The following is a 16725-nucleotide window of genomic DNA, read 5'->3' on the forward strand; positions in this document are numbered from 1 at the left end:
TTCCACGACCCGAGTAAAGGGCGCTCCCTGCGGTCGCGTCGCCTTCGGCGACCGGCCTGCGGCCGCCCCTTGACTCGGCCCGTTCCAGCACGGGTGAGAAGCGAGCGAGCGGCCCGGAAAGGCGGGTGGCCGGGGTAGGTTCGCGGTCCCCCGTCAGCTGCGTCCGCGCCCGGCGTCGGCGGTGCGCGTCAGCGCCTCGCCAGCACGCCGGGTGGGTTTGGCGGCGGTCGGGTGGTGGGTGGTGCGGTGCGCGCGGGGCGTCTCCGGGGTGCGCCGGTCGCGGCCCGACGGTGACGTCGTCGTCAGGCGGCCGGTGAGGGTGCCCCCGCCGGGGTTCCGACCTCGCACCACACGTACTTGCCCCGGTTGCCGTTCCTGGCGAGCGGTTGCCAGCCCCATACGTCGGCGCAGGCCCGCACCAGGGCCAGGCCCCGGCCGTCCTCCTGTTCCACCGCCTGCTCGAAGGGCGTCGGCGGGACGGGCGGTTCGGGGTCGGCGTCCCAGGCGCCGATCCGGAGGGTGCTCGGGGGTGACCAGCGTACGCGGAGGGCGGCCGGGCCTTTGGTGTGGCGTACGGCGTTGGTGACCAGTTCCGTGGCCAGGAGTTCGGCGAGGTCGGTGAGGCGGATCAGGCCGTGGATCGTGAGGATCAAACGGAGGGTGCGGCGGCAGACCGTGACCGCGCGGACGTCGTTGGGGATGTAGAGGGAGTACTCCCACGGTTCGTTTTCGGGCATGCGGGCTCCTCGTCGGTGAGGGGGAGTTGGAGTAGGGCGGGCGTCCGGTGTCGGTGCCGCAGCCGTCGTGGCAGGGCGGAGCGGTGTGCTTCCGGCACGTCCGGTGCGCGCAGCGTGTGCGTCGCGTCACCGACGGTAGAGCAAAAATTTTTGCTCGGGCAAGTGAGTGGCGTAATCTGACCCCCGAACGAGCCACTTCGGTAGGACGGTTGAGGGCTGGAGGCACCCATGGCGCCACGGAGCCAACCCACGGCGCGTCAGGTTCGTCTGGGGACAGAGCTGCGGAGGCTGCGGGAGGCCGCAGGGCTCAAGGCGCGCGAGGTGGCGGGGCTGCTCAACTCGACTTCGGCGCAGATGAGTCAGGTGGAAGCGGGGCTCGCCGGCGTGAGTGAGGAGCGTGTGCGCCGCCTCGCGAGCCACTACGCCTGCGCCGACGAGGCACTGATCGAAGCCCTTGTCGCCATGGCCACCAGTCGCACGCAGGGTTGGTGGGAGGAGTACCGGGGCGTGCTGCCGCCGGTGTTCCTGGACGTGGCCGAGACGGAGCACCATGCGGCGTTCCTGCGCGAAGTGGTAACCAGCCACGTTCCCGGACTTCTGCAGACTCCGGAGTACGCCCGCGCGGTCTTCGGCTACACGGTGCCCGAACTGCCCCCAAGCGAGTTGGAGCCCAGGGTCGAGCACCGCATGCGCCGCCGGTCCATCCTCGAACGTGAGGTCGCCACCCCATACGAGACCATCGTGCACGAAGCGGCACTCCGCATCCTGGTCGCCGACCGGCGCGCGGCTCGGGCTCAGTTGCAGGAGGTCCTGAATGCCATCGAAAGCGGTTGCGCAACAGTGAGGGTCATCCCTCTTGACCGGGAGGGATTCGCAGGGGCGGGGCTCGAGATGGTCTATGTTGGCGGGCCTCTTCCTCAGCTGGACACCGTGCTGCGGGATGCGCCGCACGGTACCGCCTTCATCGATGCTCAATCCCAGTTGGCACGGTTCCGAGCCTTGCTCAATAAGGTGGAGAAGGCAGCACTGCAACCCGTGGCGACGCGGGACTTCATCCACCGCATGACGAAGGAACTGTGAGGGCACCGGCATGTCACAGGCGATCCGCTGGCGCAAGTCGTCCTACTCGGGTGGGGGTGACGGCAACACCTGCGTGGAAGTCGCGAGCCTCCACCTCCGCATAGCCATCCGCGACTCCAAGGCGCCGGCCCGCGCCGTCCTCACCTTCCCGGCCTCCGGCTTCACCGCGTTCATTGCCTCCCTGAAAGCCCAGAACCAGGAGGACTGAAGCGTGAGTCTCCAAGCTGTCCGCTGGCAGAAGTCGTCCTACTCCGGCGGCGGTCAAGGCGACGCCTGTGTGGAGATCGCCCACCGCCACCCCCGCATAGCCGTCCGCGACTCCAAGGCCCCTGCCCGAGCCGTGCTCACCTTCCCGGCCCCGGTTTTCACCGCTTTCCTCGCCTCCCTCAAAGTCCGGGACCAGGAGGGCTGACGTGGGTGCGCTCCAGGCCCTCCGCTGGCACAAGTCGTCCTACTCGGGCAGCGGCGACGGCAACGCCTGTGTGGAGATCGCCCACCGCCACCCCCGCATAGCCGTCCGCGACTCCAAGGCCCCCGCCCGGGCCGTCCTCACCTTCCCGGCCCCCGCCTTCGTCGCCTTCCTCACCTCCCTCAAGGCCCCCCACCAGGAATAACCCACCCCCGCCTCCTGTTGACCCCGGCGCGAACGCAACCGTCTCAGCGCCGTGTGAACCAGGAGGCACCCCCATGTCCGAAGACGCCGCAGAGGAGATCCAGGGCACAGCCCACGGCACCGCCCCCGTCCCCCTCTCCGTCCTGGACCTGGTCACCGTCGGCGCCGGACGGACCGCCACCGACGCGTTGCGGACCAGCGTCGACATGGCGCGGCTCGCCGAGCGGCGCGGGTTCCACCGGTACTGGGTCGCCGAGCACCACTCGATGCCCGGCGTCGCCTCCTCCTCGCCGGCGGTGATCCTCGCGCACCTCGCCGCGCACACCGAGCGGATTCGGCTCGGGTCGGGCGGGGTCATGCTGCCCAATCACGCGCCGCTCGTGATCGCCGAGCAGTTCGGGACGCTGGAGGCCATGGCCCCGGGGCGGATCGACCTGGGCCTGGGCCGCGCGCCCGGCACGGACGGGGCCACCGCCGCCGCGCTGCGCCGGGCCGAGCGGCTCAGTGAGGGGGCGGACGAGTTTCCGCAGCAGCTCGCCGAGCTGATCCGGTTCCTGGACGACGACTTTCCCGACGGGCACCCGTACCGGCGGATCCACGCCGTACCCGGGCCGGTGCAGGCCACCAGCCCCGGTGGGGTGCAGTCCCCGCACCGGCCGCCGGTCTGGCTGCTGGGGTCGTCGGGGTTCAGCGCCCGCCTCGCCGGTTCCCTCGGGCTGCCGTTCGCTTTCGCCCATCACTTCTCGGCGCAGAACACCATCCCCGCCCTCGACCTGTACCGCGAGACCTTCCGGCCGTCCGCCGTCCTTGCCGAGCCGTACGCCCTGATCGGCGTGTCCGCGCTCGCCGCGGACGACGAGAGGGAGGCGCGGCGGCAGGTGCTCGCCGCCGCGCTGAGCATGGTGCGGCTGCGCACCGGGCGGCCGGGGCTCGTGCCGACGCCCGAGGAGGCCGAGGCGTACGACTTCAGCCCGATGGAGCGGGAGTTCGTCGCCTCCTGGAACGCGAACGTCGTGCACGGCACGGCGGACGAGGTCCGCGCCGGGCTCGACGATCTTCAGAAGCGCACCGGCGCCGACGAGCTGATGATCACCGCCAACGCGCACAGCGGTGACGTACGGCTGCGGTCGTACGAGCTGATCGCGGACGTCTACGGGTTGCCGACGGCCGGCTGAAGCAGCAGTTCGGAGATGCGGTCGGGCGGGACCGGGCGGGAGTAGAGCCAGCCCTGGCCGGTGTCGCAGCCGATCCGGCGCAGCCGGGTCGCCTGGTCGGAGGTCTCCACGCACTCCGCGGTGACGGTGAGGCCGAGGCGGTGGGCGAGCTGGACCATCGCCTCGACGATCACCTCGTCCGCCGGGCTGGTGCGGTCGGCGTCCGTCTCCGCGTCCCGCTCGGTGCTGCGGGCGTCGTACTGGAAACCGCGCACGAAGGACCCGTCGAGCTTCAGGACCGAGACGGGCAGGCGGCTGAGGTAGGCCAGGTTCGAGTAGCCCGTGCCGAAGTCGTCGATGGCGATGTGCACGCCCATGTCGCTGAGCGCCTTCAGCGCCTGGAGCGGGCGGCCGGCCGAGCCCATGACCGCCGATTCGGTCAGTTCCAGTTGCAGGAGTTCGGGTGCCAGGCCCGTCTCGGCCAGCGTCGCCGCCACGTCCGCCACCAGGTCCGAGTCCCAGACCTGGCGCACCGCCACGTTGACGCTGACGAAGATCGGCGGCTCGCCGGGGTGCTCCAGCTGCCAGCGGCGGGCCTGACGGCAGGCGGTGCGCAGCACCCAGCGGCCCAGGGGAACGATCGAACCGTCCTCCTCCGCCAGTGCGATGAACCGATTCGGCGCCAGTACGCCGAACTGAGGATGATTCCAGCGGATGAGCGCCTCGACGCCGCGCAGCCGGCCGTCGTCCATGCCGACGAGCGGCTGGTACTCCAGGGCGAACTCGCCGCGTTCGATGGCCGGGCGGAGCGTGGAGGCGAGGGCCTGGCGGGTCATCCGGTGGGCGTTGCGCTCGGGGTCGAACAGCGTCCAGCGGGCCTTGCCGTCCGCCTTCGCCCAGTACAGCGTGGTGTCGGCGGCCTGCATCAGGGCGGTGGGGGTGGTGCCGGCGGCGTGGCGCTCGACGACGCCGATCGACGCCGTGACCGACAGGCTGCGGCCGGAGAGGTCGAAGGGTTCCTGGAGGGCGGCGAGGACGGACTCGGCGAGGTCGGCGAGCTGGTCGGTGCCGGTGGAGTCCTGGACGAGCAGCGCGAACTCGTCGCCGCCGAGCCGGGCCACCAGCGGGGTGCCGGACCGGACCTGGGCGGCCTCCTCGGCGCAGCGGGTGAGGCGCTCGGCGACGGCGGTCAGCAGCCGGTCGCCGACGCGGTGGCCCAGGGTGTCGTTGACGGCCTTGAAACCGTCGAGGTCCAGGTAGCACAGGCCGATCCGGCCGCTGCCGCCGTGCTCGTACGACTCCGGGTCCAGGGCGGCCGTGAGGCGCTCGAAGAACAGGGAGCGGTTGGGCAGCCGGGTCACCGGGTCGTGCATCTGCAAGTGGCGCAGCCGGGCCTGGAGTTCGCGACGGGCGCTGATGTCGGCGACGGACAGCAGCAGCCCGGGCGCGTCCCCGGCCAGCGGCGCCACCGTGACCTGCGCCCACAGGGAGTGCCCGTCGGGGCGTTTCAGGCGCCGGGTGCAGCGCAGCCGGGGGCGGTCGCCGCGCAGCACCTCGCGGTACGTGCCCCAGGTGCGGGCGTCGGAGGCGAGGTCCACCAGGTCGGCCGCCGGGCGGCCCGCCAGCTCCTCGGGCGTGGTGCCGAGCAGCGCGCCGAGCGTGTCGTTGGCGCTGACGACCAGGCCTTCCGGGTCGACGACGGCCATGGCGAGCGGGGCCGCCGTGAACACGGACCGGTAGGGGGCGGGCTCCTCCGCGCGGCCGGGGAGGCCGGTACGAGCCGCCAAGTCGATGTTACTCTCTGTGACGGCCGACCGGTCGAGGTCTGCCGCGGGCGTCGGCCCTTCGGACGTTCCGCTCACCGCTCGCTCCCGCAGTGCACTCGATCTCTGTCCGTGCCGGAAAGTGTGCCGATCATAGAGGCTGGCCCGAGGCCCTTCCAGCCGCTTCGCGCGCTCCGCGACGGGCGGAAGACCCTGCCAGATCGTTTCTGCTCGCCCCTGGACGGGTTCTAAACGCCTCCGACCAGTTGTGACGTTCCGTGAGTGGCGCGGGGGCGTCGGCAGGGGGAGCCGCGGGGGAATTCCGGGTGACTCACCCGACCGGTGCAGCCGGACAGGGCGTAGTACGACAAATATGCACAAGCTGGGTGCGGTGTCCCGCGAACCGCTCCGGAGGTCCCTGTGCCGCGCCAGCTTCCCCTGAGGCGACTTCCCCGCGAGGCCCTCAAGGGGCTCGCGGAGGCGGGGCGCCGGGCGGGTGGCGGCCTGGCGTGGCCCAGGCTGCGCAGCACCGCGGCCGTGGCCACCACCATGTCGGCGCTCGCCGCGACCTCGCTGGTGTCCGCGCCCTCGGTCGCCGAGCCGTTCTCGCCCGAGCCCTGCGCCCTGGAGCGCACCGACGCCCATCACTCCGAGGGCCTGGACACCTGGAACGCGGCCTACCCGCGGCCGTCCCGCGCGCTGGACGCGGTGATGGTGTTCCTGTCCTTCCCCGACTCCCAGCCGCTGACCGCGCCGGCCGAACTGGCCGCCGACCACTTCCCGGTCACCACCCGCTTCTTCCAGCGGGCCTCCTACGGCAGGTTCACGCTGCGCCCGCACCCCCTGCGGCACTGGATCGGCATGCCGCGCCCCTCGACGGCGTACGCCATACAGCGGGACTGGGAGGCGCGGAACCGTGCCGCCTACCTGCGCGACGCGCTGGCCGCGGCGGACCGGCACGTCGACTTCTCCCGCTACGACATCGTCTACTTCGTCGCCGACCCGGACGCGCCCGGCGTGGACTCGGACGCCACGAAGGTCGTCAACCTCGACACCCCGCTGCGCGCCGACGGCACCGACATCCGGCGGGTCGTCACGGTCTTCGAGAACCACCCGCCGGACCGGCTGGTGCTGGCCCACGAGACCGGGCACGTCCTCGACCTGCCCGACCTGTACCACCGGCCGGCCGACGGCAAGGGGGACTGGGACACCCACGTCGGTGACTGGGACCTGATGGGCAGCCAGTTCGGGCTCGCTCCCGACCTGTTCGGCTGGCACAAGTGGAAGCTGGGCTGGCTGGAGCCCCGGCAGGTGATCTGTGTGCGGGGCGCGGAGCCGGTGCGGCTGACGCTGGAGCCGCTGGGGGCGGGGCCGGGGGTGCCGGTGACGGGGGCCGCGGGGGCGCCCGCCTTCGGACTCGGCCGGGGCGCCAAGCTCGCGGTGGTGCGCACCGGCGCCGACACCGCGCTCGCGTTCGAGGCGCGCGGGCCGGTGGGCAGCGACATCGGCGCCTGCCGGGCCGGGGTGCTGGTGTACCGGGTGCGGAGCACGGCCGCGTCCGGCGGTGGGCCGATCGAGGTGATCGACGCCCATCCGCGCACCTCGGCGTGCTGGGAGGACTCGGTCTACCCGCCGCTCGCGGACGCGCCCGTCGGGCTCGGGGAGAGCTTCACGGTGCCGGGGGAGGGCGTGCGGGTGGAGGTGGCGGGGCGTACGGCGTCGGGGGCGTGGACGGTGACGATCACGCCCGGACAGCCGGCCTAGCGCGGTTGCGGAGTGTGTGGCCCATGCGGAAAGGCCCCCCGCTTGCGCGGAGGGCCTTTCCGTGTCGTGCGCCGCCAGGGACTCGAACCCCGGACCCGCTGATTAAGAGTCAGCTGCTCTAACCAACTGAGCTAGCGGCGCCTGCTGACGTCGTAGACCTTAGCATCCTGGTCGGCGGGAGGAAAAATCGATATCCGCACGGCCGCGCGGGCCGCCCGGACGGCCGCCCACAGCAGGACCTCCGGGCCGGGCAGCCAGGGCTGCCGGGTGTCGGGGGCCACCAGCCAGCGGGAAGCGGAACCGGAACGCTCGCTCCGGCCGGCGACGGCCGGGACGGTCACCGCGTCCCCGGTGCCGTGGCACAGCAGCGACGGGACCGTGCCCGTACGGCCGCCCCACTCCTCCCACTCCAGCAGCGAGGGCAGCCGCTGGGCCGTGCCGGGCGCGGCGAACAGCAGGATCCGGCCCCGGGCCTCGGCCACCGGGCCCGAACCCGGGCCGTCGGCCCACAGCCGGTCCAGCATCCGGCGGCCGAACATCGCGGAGGCGCTGACCACGTCGAAGCTGGACCCGCAGGGCAGCACCACCGGGGCGTCGGGCCGCTCCTCCCAGAGGGCGAGCGTGCTGCGCGGGTACGGGCCCGCCGAGGCCAGCCAGGCGGCGCCGTCCGAGGTGACGTGGGAGACGTTCGGTGTGGTGCTCATGGGGTTTACATCTACCTGCCGTGAGCGGTCGGTTCCGCTGAGTTGCCGGAATCCGGGACAGGAAGGGGAGCGGAGGGGTATCTTGCCCGCCTGGCATATGCCGAGCGGCGTGGCCCGGGTCCTGGTCCGGGAGTCAGACCGGCTCGACGGACCCCGGGCCGCCCTCGCCGCCGCGCATCAGGTCCCGCCCGAACTCCACCATCTTCTTGGCGTAGTCCTCGGTCCACTCGGCCCGCTCGGCGATGTCCGCGGTCGTCAGCCGGTCGAACCGCCGCGGGTCGGCGAGCTGCGCCGCGGCCAGCGCCTGGAACTCCATGGCCCGGTCCGCCGCCGCGCGGAACGCCTGCGTCAGCTCCGTCGCCCGCTCCAGCAGCGCCCGTGGGTCGTCGATCGACTCCAGGTCGAAGAAGTGCTCGGGATCGGCGCCCGCCGCCGCGGGCTCGAAGAGCAGGGGCGCGGGGCGCAGCCGCGGTTCGCTCCGATGCGGCGTTGGCTCCGCCATGTCGTCTCCTCACTCGTACGTCGCGCATGACCCTGCCCCGGCGAGCGGTGGTTCAAGCGGGGGCGCCCCGGTGAAGTGGGCCACCGTCCATTGTCCCGCGCCCGCGCAAGGGCGCGTCGACCGCGGGCGGCGCCCGCAACCGGCCCCTAGGGCTCCCACCTCACCCGGTGGCGGGTGAGGTGGGCGAGGACCGCGTGGTTGGCCTCCCAGCCGTCCGGGAACTTCACCACCGTGCCGAGCTGGACCGGCTCCGTGGACGGGTAGTCGTCCAGGAGGGCGTCCACCCCCGCGCGGCAGACCACGACGCACGCGTGCCGGTGCCGGGAGGCCAGGACGCACAGGCGGCCCGTCTCCAGGTGGAACGCGGTGGCGTCGGGGCGGCCGGAGAGGGGATGCAGGACGACCGTCACGTCGTACTCGCGGCCCTGGAGCCGGTTCGCCGTGTCGACCGTCACGTCCGTGACCCCCAGCTCGGCCAGCGCCGCGCGCACCGCCGCCGCCTGGTCGCGGTGCGCGGTGCCGACCGCGATCCGGCCGGCGGTCAGCGGCGCCGGTTCGGGCGAGCGCTCGGAGACGGCCGCGCCGCCCCGGTCGAGCAGGCGCCGGACCACCGCCGCGACCGCGCGCACCGCCTCCGGGTCCGTCCGCGGGGTGTGTCCCGGGGGCAGCTCCAGCAGACCCCAGCCGGAGCCGGCCGCCTCGTCGATCACCCGGTCCGGCCCGGACCCGTCCGACGGGACGGCGAAGGCCAGCCGGCGATCATCCTGACCCGTGCCGCTGCGGAACGGCGTGTACGGGTAGAAGGCGTCGGAGACCAGGGGCGCCGCCGACGCCGGCAGCCGCCACGACACCGGCAGCCGGTGCTGCGGCAGGCCGGGGTTGTGGGCCAGCAGGGTGGTCACCGCCGACGCCGACGGGTCGTACGACAGGCCCGCCCACTGCTCGCTGCCCACGATCGCGAACGGGTCCAGCTGCCCGGGGTCGCCCACGAACAGCGCCCGCTCGAACAGCCCGGCCACGGCCAGCAGCGAGTCCGACCGCATCTGGTAGGCCTCGTCCACGATCGCGTGCCGCCACGGCTCGTCCACCTTCACGTGCGCCCACTTCGCGGCGGTGGACAGCACCACGTCGAGCCCGGCCAGGTCGGCGGCCTTCGCCGACTTCCGTACGTTCGGCAGGTCGTCCAGCGCCTTGTCGTACGCGTCCGTGTCACTGCTGTGCAGCCGGCCCACCGGCAGCTCGGGGTTCTTCTCGGCGAGCCGCAGCACCAGGTCGTCGACCTGCGCGTTGGTCTGCGCGACCACCATCAGCGGGCGCCCCGCCGCGGCCAGCTCCAGCGCCGCCCGTACGACGAGGGTGGACTTGCCGGCGCCCGGCGGGGAGTCGACGACGACGCCGCGCTGGGTGCCGTGCAGGGTGTCGTGCAGGATCCTGGCGGTCGCCCGGTCGGCCTCGGCGCCCGGGTCGAAGGCGCCACCCGCGGCGCCGGCTCCCGGGGCGGCGGCTCCCGGGGCGGCAGCGCCGGCCTCGGCGGTCGCGGTCACAGGACGTCCTCCTCGGTCGTCGGGTCGGCGGGCTCGGGAACCGGGTCCTCGCCCGGCGGCCCGCCATGGGTCCACGGCGTCTGCTCCGGGTCGGGGAGCCTCGGGCCACCGCGCTGCTCGTGCTCGAAGAGCGTGAAGCAGACGAGGTCGCCCTTCTCCGGCACCGATCCGTCCTCCGGTTCCCGGCCGCGGCCCATCCTGTCGACGATCCGCAGGACCAGCAGCCCTTCGCCCTCCTGCCCGGCGACCTCCGCGGCCTGCGGCCTGCCGGCCAGCGACCGGTACACCCGCGCCCCCTCGGCCAGGTGCGGCCGGTCGTCCGTGCGGACCGTGACCAGCGGGCGCGGGCTGGGCCGTCTGCTCTCCGTGTACGTCATGACCACGTCCGTGACCTCGCCCGCGAACGCCTCTCCGGCCAGCCGCCGCCCGGCCATCACCAGCGGGTCGTCCAGGGCTTCCTGCGCCTCCAGCCGGGCCTGCTCGCGCTCCCGGGTGGCCAGCTTGTTCGCCGCCGTCACCGCGTCGTCACGGCGGGGCTGCGGCGGCTCGCCCGCGGCGATCCGGTCCCGGTGCCCGGTGAACGACCAGCGGTCCCGGGTCCAGCGCTCCTCGACGTGCGCGCCCTCGGGCAGCGCCCGCAGCAGGTCCAGGCCCCGCCACACCGCCTCCCAGGCCGGCCGGGTGTGCTCCGCGACCAGGGTGCGGATCTCCCGCTCGGCGGCGGTCAGCGCGCCGAGCCGCTCGTCGGCCTCCAGCCCGTCCTCGGCGGCGGCCAGCGCGGTGCGGGCCCGGTCGTAGCGCTCGACGGCCGGAGCCAGCCGCTTGTTGTCGAAGGCCGGGTCGGTCGCCGGTCCCGCGGGCGGGCACAGCAACTGGCCGTCGGCGTCCCGCGCCAGCTCGGCCCTGAGCGCCTCCTCGGCACCCGAGGCGCCCTCGGGCGGGTCGATCCAGGCGAGCAGCGCCCCGAGGTGCTGGTCCTCCAGCGTCGACTGGCCGGTCGCCCAGTGCCGGCCCAGCAGCTCGGTCATGGCCAGCAGCAGCGAGGAGCCGGGCACCCTCGCCCGCTCCCCGTAGTGGGTCAGCCAGCGGCCGAGCAGCGGCACCCGCGGCGGCGCCGGGTGCGGCGCCTCGGGGTCCTGCTCCGCTGTGCGCCGAAAGCGCATGGAGCGGCCGAGCAGCCGGACGAACTCGATGCCGGCCCGGCTCGGCACGATCAGCTGCGCGGCGTCCGCGCACAGGTCGACCTCGACCTTGACCCGTTTGCCGGTGTCCGGGTAGGTCTCGGTGCGCTCGGCGGTCTCCACCGCCTCGGCGCAGGACTCCACGTACGGCAGGACCACGTCCGCCAGCTCGGCCAGGAACGCGAACCGGAGGTCGCGGTCGCGGGGCTGCGGCACCACCAGCAGGCGCGGCGCGTCCCGGTCGGTGCCGACCAGGGCGCCGAGCGGGGCGCCGGCCTCACCGGCGGTGGTGAGCGGCACGAACACCAGCGGCCGGTCGGACAGGTGCCGGTGCCGGACCGTGGCGGCGGGCTGGGCACGGCCCGCGCGCACGGCCTCCAGCCGGGCGAGCGTGGTGATCAGCGACATGCCGCCCCCTCCGTGACCGCGGCTCCCGACGCCGCCGTCCCCGCCGACCGGAGCGCCTCCGCCCGCAGGGCCGCCGCCCGGCGGAGCGCCGCCACCGCCGGGTCGTCCGGGTCGCCGGCCTCGCCGTGGGCCGCGGCCAGGACGTCGTCCACCGTGGCCAGACCGCCCAGCTCCGCCCGCACCGGCCGGCCCAGGCCCGTCACCGCACCGGCCTCGCGGGAGCGGGCGCGGCAGTGGAAGGCCAGCTCGCACGCCGACAGGCACTCCGGCGCGTACGTCGCCGGGACCGCCTCGACCGCGGCCGTCAGCTCCTCGGCGGGCAGGCCGGGGGAGAAGCACGTGCCCTCGGGCAGGGCGTCGGCGATCTCCTCGATCCGGGTGAGCCGGTCCAGCTGGCGCCTGGTCACCGCGCGCTGCTTGCGCACGTCGACGGCGGACGCGGCGGGCAGGTTGGAGAAGTCCTTGGGGCAGACCAGCAGGACGCGCTGCCGGACGGCCGGGGCGGGGTCCAGCTTCTGGGCCACCTCCTCCAGCGCCAGCACGTACACCGCCGACTGCCGGGCCGCGGCGCCGACCTTCGCCGGGTCCGCGGAGCCGTCCAGCATCGGGAACGACTTGATCTCCACGACCGTCCAGCTGCCGTCGGGGTGCACCACCACCGCGTCCGGCTCCAGGAACGTGGGCGAGCCCGCGACGTCCAGGGCGAGCATCGGGTGGTCCAGCAGCGTCCAGCCGCCGGACGCCGTCGCCTCCCGCAGCGCCAGTGCCGTCCGCGCGGCGCGCCCCTCCGGGCCGGTCGCGGACAGGTCGGGCACCGCCGCGCCCTCGGCCGGCCCGGCGCCCCGGTCCAGCTTCTCGCGCACCAGCCGCAGCAGCTCCGCGCCGCCGTCCGCCTTGACCCGGGCCTCGAACGCGTTGCCCCGCACGAACGCGAACTGGGACTGCCCGAAGACCGACGGCGCGCCCAGCGCGCTCGCCAGTGCGGCCTTGTTCACCCCCGCGCCGTCGAGGATCGCCCGCCGTCGGCAACCCGGGTTCGCCGCGAGGGCGGCCAGGGCGCGGGCGTCCAGCGCCTTGGCCGGTACGTCGGGGCCACGCAGTTCAGCGAGCCGGTGCCGGAGTGCCGTCCCCCGCTTGAGCGGGTGCGGTGTCCGGCTCGGCTCCGGACGGGAACCGCTGGTCGCGCTGCCGTGGAATTCGCTCACCCGCGGAAGTCTGGCATCCGGCACTGACAAACGGGGAACCGGCGTCGGCCGGGGCCGGTGCGACCGGCGTGGCGGCCGTGCCCCCGCGCTCCTTCCGGGCCAGTCCGGCGACCGCCGCCCACAGCCGGTCCGCGGACCGCATGACGTACGGCGTCAGCAGCAGACCCGCGCCCATCACGACGGCGCCCGCGAGGGCGTCCAGGAAGTAGTGGTTGGCGGTGCCCATCACCACGATCGTGGTCACCAGCGGGTAGACGACACCTGCCGTCTTCGCCACGCGCGTGCCGCCGTAGCGCCACAGGATCACGCCGCACCACAGTGCCCAGCCGACGTGCAGACTCGGCATGGCCGCGTACTGGTTGGTCATCCCGCCCAGTCCGCGAGGCGCGCTCGCCTCGCCGCCCCACCAGCCGTACGCGCTGTAGTACGCCATGGTGTCGACGAAGCCGTGGCCGGCGTCCAGCAGCCGGGGCGGGCAGGTGGGCAGCAGCGTGAAGCCGATCAGGCCGATGAACGTGGAGGTCATCAGCCAGGTGCGGGCGGCGCGGTAGCGCACCGCGCGGGACCGGAAGAGCCACACCAGGAGCGCCGGGGTCAGCAGGTAGTGCAGCGACGCGTACCAGAAGTCGGCGGGTATCCCGAGCCAGGGCTCACGGGTGAAGAGACGGTTCAGCGGGTGCTCGGCGTTGAGGTACAGGGCCTTCTCGATGCGCAGGATCGCCAGGCCGTGGTCGACGGCGTCGGAGACGTCGCCGCGCACGAGCAGACGGCCGGCCGAGTAGCAGGCGTAGACGAGGACGATCAGCGGCAGCTCGGCCCACCAACGCGGCCGGGCACGCGGGGCGGTCGCCTCGGTGCCCGGTATCTCGGTGTCCCGCATCCGATCGCCCTCCCCCTTCGTCCCGGGCCCCGGCGGAGCCGGGCGTGTCACTCTACGGCGTACGGGCGCCCTCCTCTCGGTGCGCCCCCGGCCCTGATAGACGCCGGGATCGCCCCCCGGGTTGCTCCTGCACAGCGTGCGCGATGATGGAGGGGTTCCGCTCGACATTTCTTCCGGAAGGCCCCCTCCATGGCACCGCGCATCCTGTTGGCCCGGCACGGACAGACGGAGTGGTCGCTGTCCGGCAAGCACACCGGGCGGACCGATGTGCCGCTGCTGGACGAGGGCCGCCGGGGCGCCAAGCTGCTCGGCGAGCGGCTGCACCGCGCGCCGCTCGACGGCCTGCCCGGCGCCGAGGTGCGCACCAGCCCGCTCGTACGTGCGCGTGAGACGTGCGAACTCGCCGGGTTCGGCGACCGCGCCGAGACCTGGGACACGCTGATGGAGTGGGACTACGGGGCGTACGAGGGCATGACCCCGGCCCAGATCCAGGCCGCCCGGCCGGGCTGGCTGATCTGGCGGGACGGTGTCCCGGAGGGGGAGAGCCTGGCGGACGTCACCGCACGTGCGGACGAGGTGGTGGCGTGGGCCCGTGCCGCCGACCGCGACGTGCTGGTCTTCGCACACGGACACATCCTGCGCTCCATCGGCGCCCGCTGGCTGGGCCTGCCGCTGGACTTCGCGGCGCGGATACGCCTGAACCCGACGTCACTGTCGGTCCTGGGCTGGGCCTACGGAGAACCGGCCATCGAAAACTGGAACGACATAGGCCACCTCCCGGCGTAGCCGCAGCCACCGGACACCCGCGCTGCCACAGCCGCAGCCGCGCGCACTCGCGCCGCCGCAGCTGCGGGCAGTCGTGCCTCCCCAGTGCCTGAACGGCCTGGGAGGTGCCCCCAGGGCGGCACTGGTGGGCGCTGGGGGCGCCCCCTCTGGGGGAGGCACCCCGCACCGCCGGGCTGCGCAACGCCCCCCGCCTCAAGCGAACGCACGTTCACATGCTCACACCGGCCGCGGCAGCGCCTCATGGCGCTCCAGGAACGCCGACACCCCCGAAGCCCGCCGGTGGGGCAACAGCACCCGCGCCGTCCCCCCCAACATCGTGTGCACCCGCGAAGACTGCACCTCCCCCAACAGATCCAGCACCCGCATCCCGGCCGCCGCCGCCTCGTCGGGACGACCGCCGCGCGCGAGATCGTCGGCCAGCTCGGCCGAGTACAGCGCGATGTTCCGGGTGAAGTGCGGGTCCTGGAGATCGGCGGCCCGCCGCGCGTGCCGCGCCGCCCGCGGCCAGTCGCCCAGCGTCGACCAGCACTGCGCCTCCAGCCCCTCCAGCTCGGCCCGCCCGTAGAAGCTCATCCACTCGGGGTCCGCGTCCGAGGGGCCTCGCTCGAAGAGGGCCTGCGCCCGGGCCAGCGCCCGCGTGCAGCCGGCCCGGTCGGCCAGCCCCGCCCAGCCGCCCGCCTCGCGCAGCGCCAGCAGGGACATCAGACGGGCCGACCCCAGCGGGCGCGCGGCGCGTTGCGCGGCCTGCGCGGCCCGTACCGCCTCGCGCGGCCGGCCCGCGTCCCGCGCGAGGAACGCCGTGTTGCAGAAGGCGTGCGCCTCCAGGCCCGGGTCCCCGTTCATCCGGGCGGTCGCGAGCGCCTCCGCGTAATGCGAGCGGGCGTCGTCGAAGCGCCCGGAGTCGTGGGCCAGCCAGCCGACGGAGATGGCCAGTTCACCGGCGCCGGAGTAGAGCCGGTCCGCCGTCGCCTGCCGGGTCGCCCCGGCGTCCAGCAGCGCGTACGCGGCGCGCAGCGGGGCCGCCGCGCGCCGGTAGAGGCCGTCGGCGCCGTGCCGGTCGTCCAGCAGCCGGATCCGGCGGACGGCTTCCTCCAGGGCGCCCGCGTCGCTCGCCCCGGGGCGGCGGACCTGGCCCGCAACCGCGGTGGCCTCCCTGGCGAGACCCAGGGGGCCCAGTGTGGCGGCGGCCACCGTGGCGCCCCCGCCGGTCATGAATGCGCGACGCAGCACGTCGCTCTCCTCGAAGTTGTCGTGCGTGATGAACGGGTCCGGCGAGTCATACGTCCCGGGCGCCGCGCGTGTCTCACCGCTCACGCGCCCCCGGCGCCCCCGTACCGACGAGCGGGGCGCGAACCCCAGATCGGTCAGCGTGCGGCCGGGGAACATGTGCAGGAACACCCGTTCGTACGCGTAGTTGGGGCAGCGGATCTCACCCGACTCGACGCGGCCGATGTAGCGCGCGTCACAGCTGACGCGCTCGCCGATCTCCCGCGCGGCCCGGCGGACGGCCGCCGCGAACTCGCCCGGCGAGCGCTGTCCGCGCAACTGCCGGAAGACGAGGTTCGGCTGCGGTGGCCGCTCGGGCTGCGAGGAGGTCACCGTTGACGACGCCATGGCCGGGCCCTCTCGTGCGAACCGTCGAACCATGCCGGAGTCGGGGCGAGTTGTCCGGGTACCGGCATCATCGGCCCGTTTGCCGCCCTGTTTCCGGCGAGCAAGAACGTACCTGCTGTGACGGACCCGCCACGCGGTGTTTGGCTACAAACCGGATATCTCATCCGTGATCTGCCATGAAGTGCCATCCTTTGCGGCCCACTTGCGCCGTAGCCGTTGACGGTTCACCGCGTTGGACAGGGTGGACCGGGAGGCCCCCGACTCCCGGCTGCTCGTCCTAGGAGGAGTCGTGGTGGAGGCCGGGATGGATGCCGGACGGATCAGCAGTCCCCGTGGTTCCCTGAGTGCCTGCGACGCGTGTGACGTGGTGACCGTGCCGACGCGCCAGGGGCTGGAGGCCGTCGACATCCTCAGACGCGGAGCCGGCGACGCGGTGGGGCCGGTGCTGCACGACGACGGCTGCGACACGCTCGGCTTCCTGGTCCCGCCGGGTACGGCCGCCGCGTGGGACGTGCCGGGGAGCACGTGCACGAGAACCGACGGACACGGCACCAGGCTCGCCCCCAGCCCTCCGGTGGAGGGCTCGGACTGGCTGGTGCCGCCCGGCGAGGCCGACCCGGCGACCGACCCGGCGGTGCTGCGGGCCGCGCTCGGCGAGGCGGCCCGGCTGCTGAAGGCCGCGGACAACTGCCGCTGAGGATCGTCACCCCGGCCGGCACCCGCGGCGCCGTCCCGCCCGCGGTCCGCTTCCGCCTCTCCACCGCCGCGGCTCCACGGCCGTGGCGGCCCT

17 protein-coding genes and 1 tRNA gene are annotated in these 16725 nt (G+C 74.1%); 8 read left to right on the top strand and 10 right to left on the bottom strand.

Features of this window, described 5'->3' with window-relative positions:
* Nucleotides 1-302 precede the first annotated feature (302 nt).
* Nucleotides 303-737 carry an ATP-binding protein gene (locus tag ACZ45Q_RS04500; RefSeq protein ID WP_468254740.1) on the bottom strand — a complete coding sequence of 145 codons (435 nt, stop codon included), beginning with the start codon at nucleotides 735-737 and terminating at the stop codon, nucleotides 303-305.
* 228 nt (nucleotides 738-965) lie between these two features.
* Here ACZ45Q_RS04500 and ACZ45Q_RS04505 point away from each other — a divergent pair, with 228 nt between their 5' ends.
* From ACZ45Q_RS04505 to ACZ45Q_RS04525, 5 genes are all read left to right on the top strand, one after another.
* Nucleotides 966-1817, top strand: coding sequence for a helix-turn-helix domain-containing protein (locus ACZ45Q_RS04505; protein ID WP_468254743.1), 852 nt, complete (start codon nucleotides 966-968; stop codon nucleotides 1815-1817).
* A 10-nt stretch (nucleotides 1818-1827) separates the two neighbouring features.
* The gene (locus ACZ45Q_RS04510; RefSeq protein ID WP_468254746.1) at nucleotides 1828-2025 is read left to right on the top strand and encodes a DUF397 domain-containing protein; all 198 of its coding nucleotides are present in this window, start codon (nucleotides 1828-1830) and stop codon (nucleotides 2023-2025) included.
* A 3-nt stretch (nucleotides 2026-2028) separates the two neighbouring features.
* On the top strand, nucleotides 2029-2229 hold the full coding sequence (locus tag ACZ45Q_RS04515; RefSeq protein ID WP_468254749.1) for a DUF397 domain-containing protein: 201 nt from the start codon (nucleotides 2029-2031) through the stop codon (nucleotides 2227-2229).
* A 1-nt stretch (nucleotide 2230) separates the two neighbouring features.
* On the top strand, nucleotides 2231-2431 hold the full coding sequence (locus ACZ45Q_RS04520) for a DUF397 domain-containing protein (protein ID WP_468254752.1): 201 nt from the start codon (nucleotides 2231-2233) through the stop codon (nucleotides 2429-2431).
* Nucleotides 2432-2504: 73 nt separating this feature from the next.
* Nucleotides 2505-3605: an LLM class flavin-dependent oxidoreductase gene (locus ACZ45Q_RS04525; RefSeq protein ID WP_468254755.1), complete on the top strand. Its 1101-nt coding sequence runs from the start codon at nucleotides 2505-2507 to the stop codon at nucleotides 3603-3605.
* On the opposite strand, the gene ACZ45Q_RS04530 is transcribed toward ACZ45Q_RS04525, so the two are convergent.
* Nucleotides 3581-5446: a putative bifunctional diguanylate cyclase/phosphodiesterase gene (locus ACZ45Q_RS04530; protein ID WP_468254758.1), complete on the bottom strand. Its 1866-nt coding sequence runs from the start codon at nucleotides 5444-5446 to the stop codon at nucleotides 3581-3583. The genes ACZ45Q_RS04525 and ACZ45Q_RS04530 overlap by 25 nt on opposite strands.
* A gap of 321 nt (nucleotides 5447-5767) precedes the next feature.
* Here ACZ45Q_RS04530 and ACZ45Q_RS04535 point away from each other — a divergent pair, with 321 nt between their 5' ends.
* Entirely contained in the window at nucleotides 5768-7111 is a 1344-nt protein-coding gene (locus ACZ45Q_RS04535; RefSeq protein WP_468254761.1) for a M6 family metalloprotease domain-containing protein, read from the top strand.
* A gap of 67 nt (nucleotides 7112-7178) precedes the next feature.
* Here ACZ45Q_RS04535 and ACZ45Q_RS04540 read toward each other — a convergent pair.
* The 7 genes from ACZ45Q_RS04540 to ACZ45Q_RS04570 form a co-directional block, all read right to left on the bottom strand.
* Nucleotides 7179-7252 (bottom strand) — tRNA-Lys (locus ACZ45Q_RS04540).
* Nucleotides 7243-7815 (bottom strand): bifunctional DNA primase/polymerase, encoded by a 573-nt coding sequence (locus tag ACZ45Q_RS04545; protein ID WP_468254764.1) that lies wholly within the window; start codon nucleotides 7813-7815, stop codon nucleotides 7243-7245. The genes ACZ45Q_RS04540 and ACZ45Q_RS04545 overlap by 10 nt, the downstream gene beginning before the upstream one ends.
* Before the next feature lie 133 nt (nucleotides 7816-7948).
* The gene (locus tag ACZ45Q_RS04550; protein WP_468254766.1) at nucleotides 7949-8317 is read right to left on the bottom strand and encodes a hypothetical protein; all 369 of its coding nucleotides are present in this window, start codon (nucleotides 8315-8317) and stop codon (nucleotides 7949-7951) included.
* A 146-nt stretch (nucleotides 8318-8463) separates the two neighbouring features.
* On the bottom strand, nucleotides 8464-9747 hold the full coding sequence (locus tag ACZ45Q_RS04555) for an AAA domain-containing protein (RefSeq protein ID WP_468255328.1): 1284 nt from the start codon (nucleotides 9745-9747) through the stop codon (nucleotides 8464-8466).
* 110 nt (nucleotides 9748-9857) lie between these two features.
* Nucleotides 9858-11450, bottom strand: a complete 1593-nt coding sequence (locus tag ACZ45Q_RS04560) for a hypothetical protein (RefSeq protein WP_468254769.1) — start codon at nucleotides 11448-11450, stop codon at nucleotides 9858-9860.
* Entirely contained in the window at nucleotides 11441-12655 is a 1215-nt protein-coding gene (locus tag ACZ45Q_RS04565) for a hypothetical protein (RefSeq protein WP_468254771.1), read from the bottom strand. Before ACZ45Q_RS04565 ends, ACZ45Q_RS04560 begins: the two co-directional genes overlap by 10 nt.
* Nucleotides 12552-13535, bottom strand: a complete 984-nt coding sequence (locus ACZ45Q_RS04570; protein WP_468254773.1) for a phosphatase PAP2 family protein — start codon at nucleotides 13533-13535, stop codon at nucleotides 12552-12554. Before ACZ45Q_RS04570 ends, ACZ45Q_RS04565 begins: the two co-directional genes overlap by 104 nt.
* A gap of 189 nt (nucleotides 13536-13724) precedes the next feature.
* Here ACZ45Q_RS04570 and ACZ45Q_RS04575 point away from each other — a divergent pair, with 189 nt between their 5' ends.
* On the top strand, nucleotides 13725-14321 hold the full coding sequence (locus ACZ45Q_RS04575) for a histidine phosphatase family protein (protein ID WP_468254776.1): 597 nt from the start codon (nucleotides 13725-13727) through the stop codon (nucleotides 14319-14321).
* Between the two features lie 216 nt (nucleotides 14322-14537).
* On the opposite strand, the gene ACZ45Q_RS04580 is transcribed toward ACZ45Q_RS04575, so the two are convergent.
* The gene (locus ACZ45Q_RS04580) at nucleotides 14538-15935 is read right to left on the bottom strand and encodes a hypothetical protein (protein ID WP_468254778.1); all 1398 of its coding nucleotides are present in this window, start codon (nucleotides 15933-15935) and stop codon (nucleotides 14538-14540) included.
* A 304-nt stretch (nucleotides 15936-16239) separates the two neighbouring features.
* Between ACZ45Q_RS04580 and ACZ45Q_RS04585 the strand changes: the two genes are divergently transcribed.
* Nucleotides 16240-16632 (top strand): hypothetical protein, encoded by a 393-nt coding sequence (locus ACZ45Q_RS04585; RefSeq protein ID WP_468255331.1) that lies wholly within the window; start codon nucleotides 16240-16242, stop codon nucleotides 16630-16632.
* Nucleotides 16633-16725 lie beyond the last annotated feature (93 nt).

It is taken from the genome of Streptomyces sp. NPDC031049 (assembly GCF_055571015.1).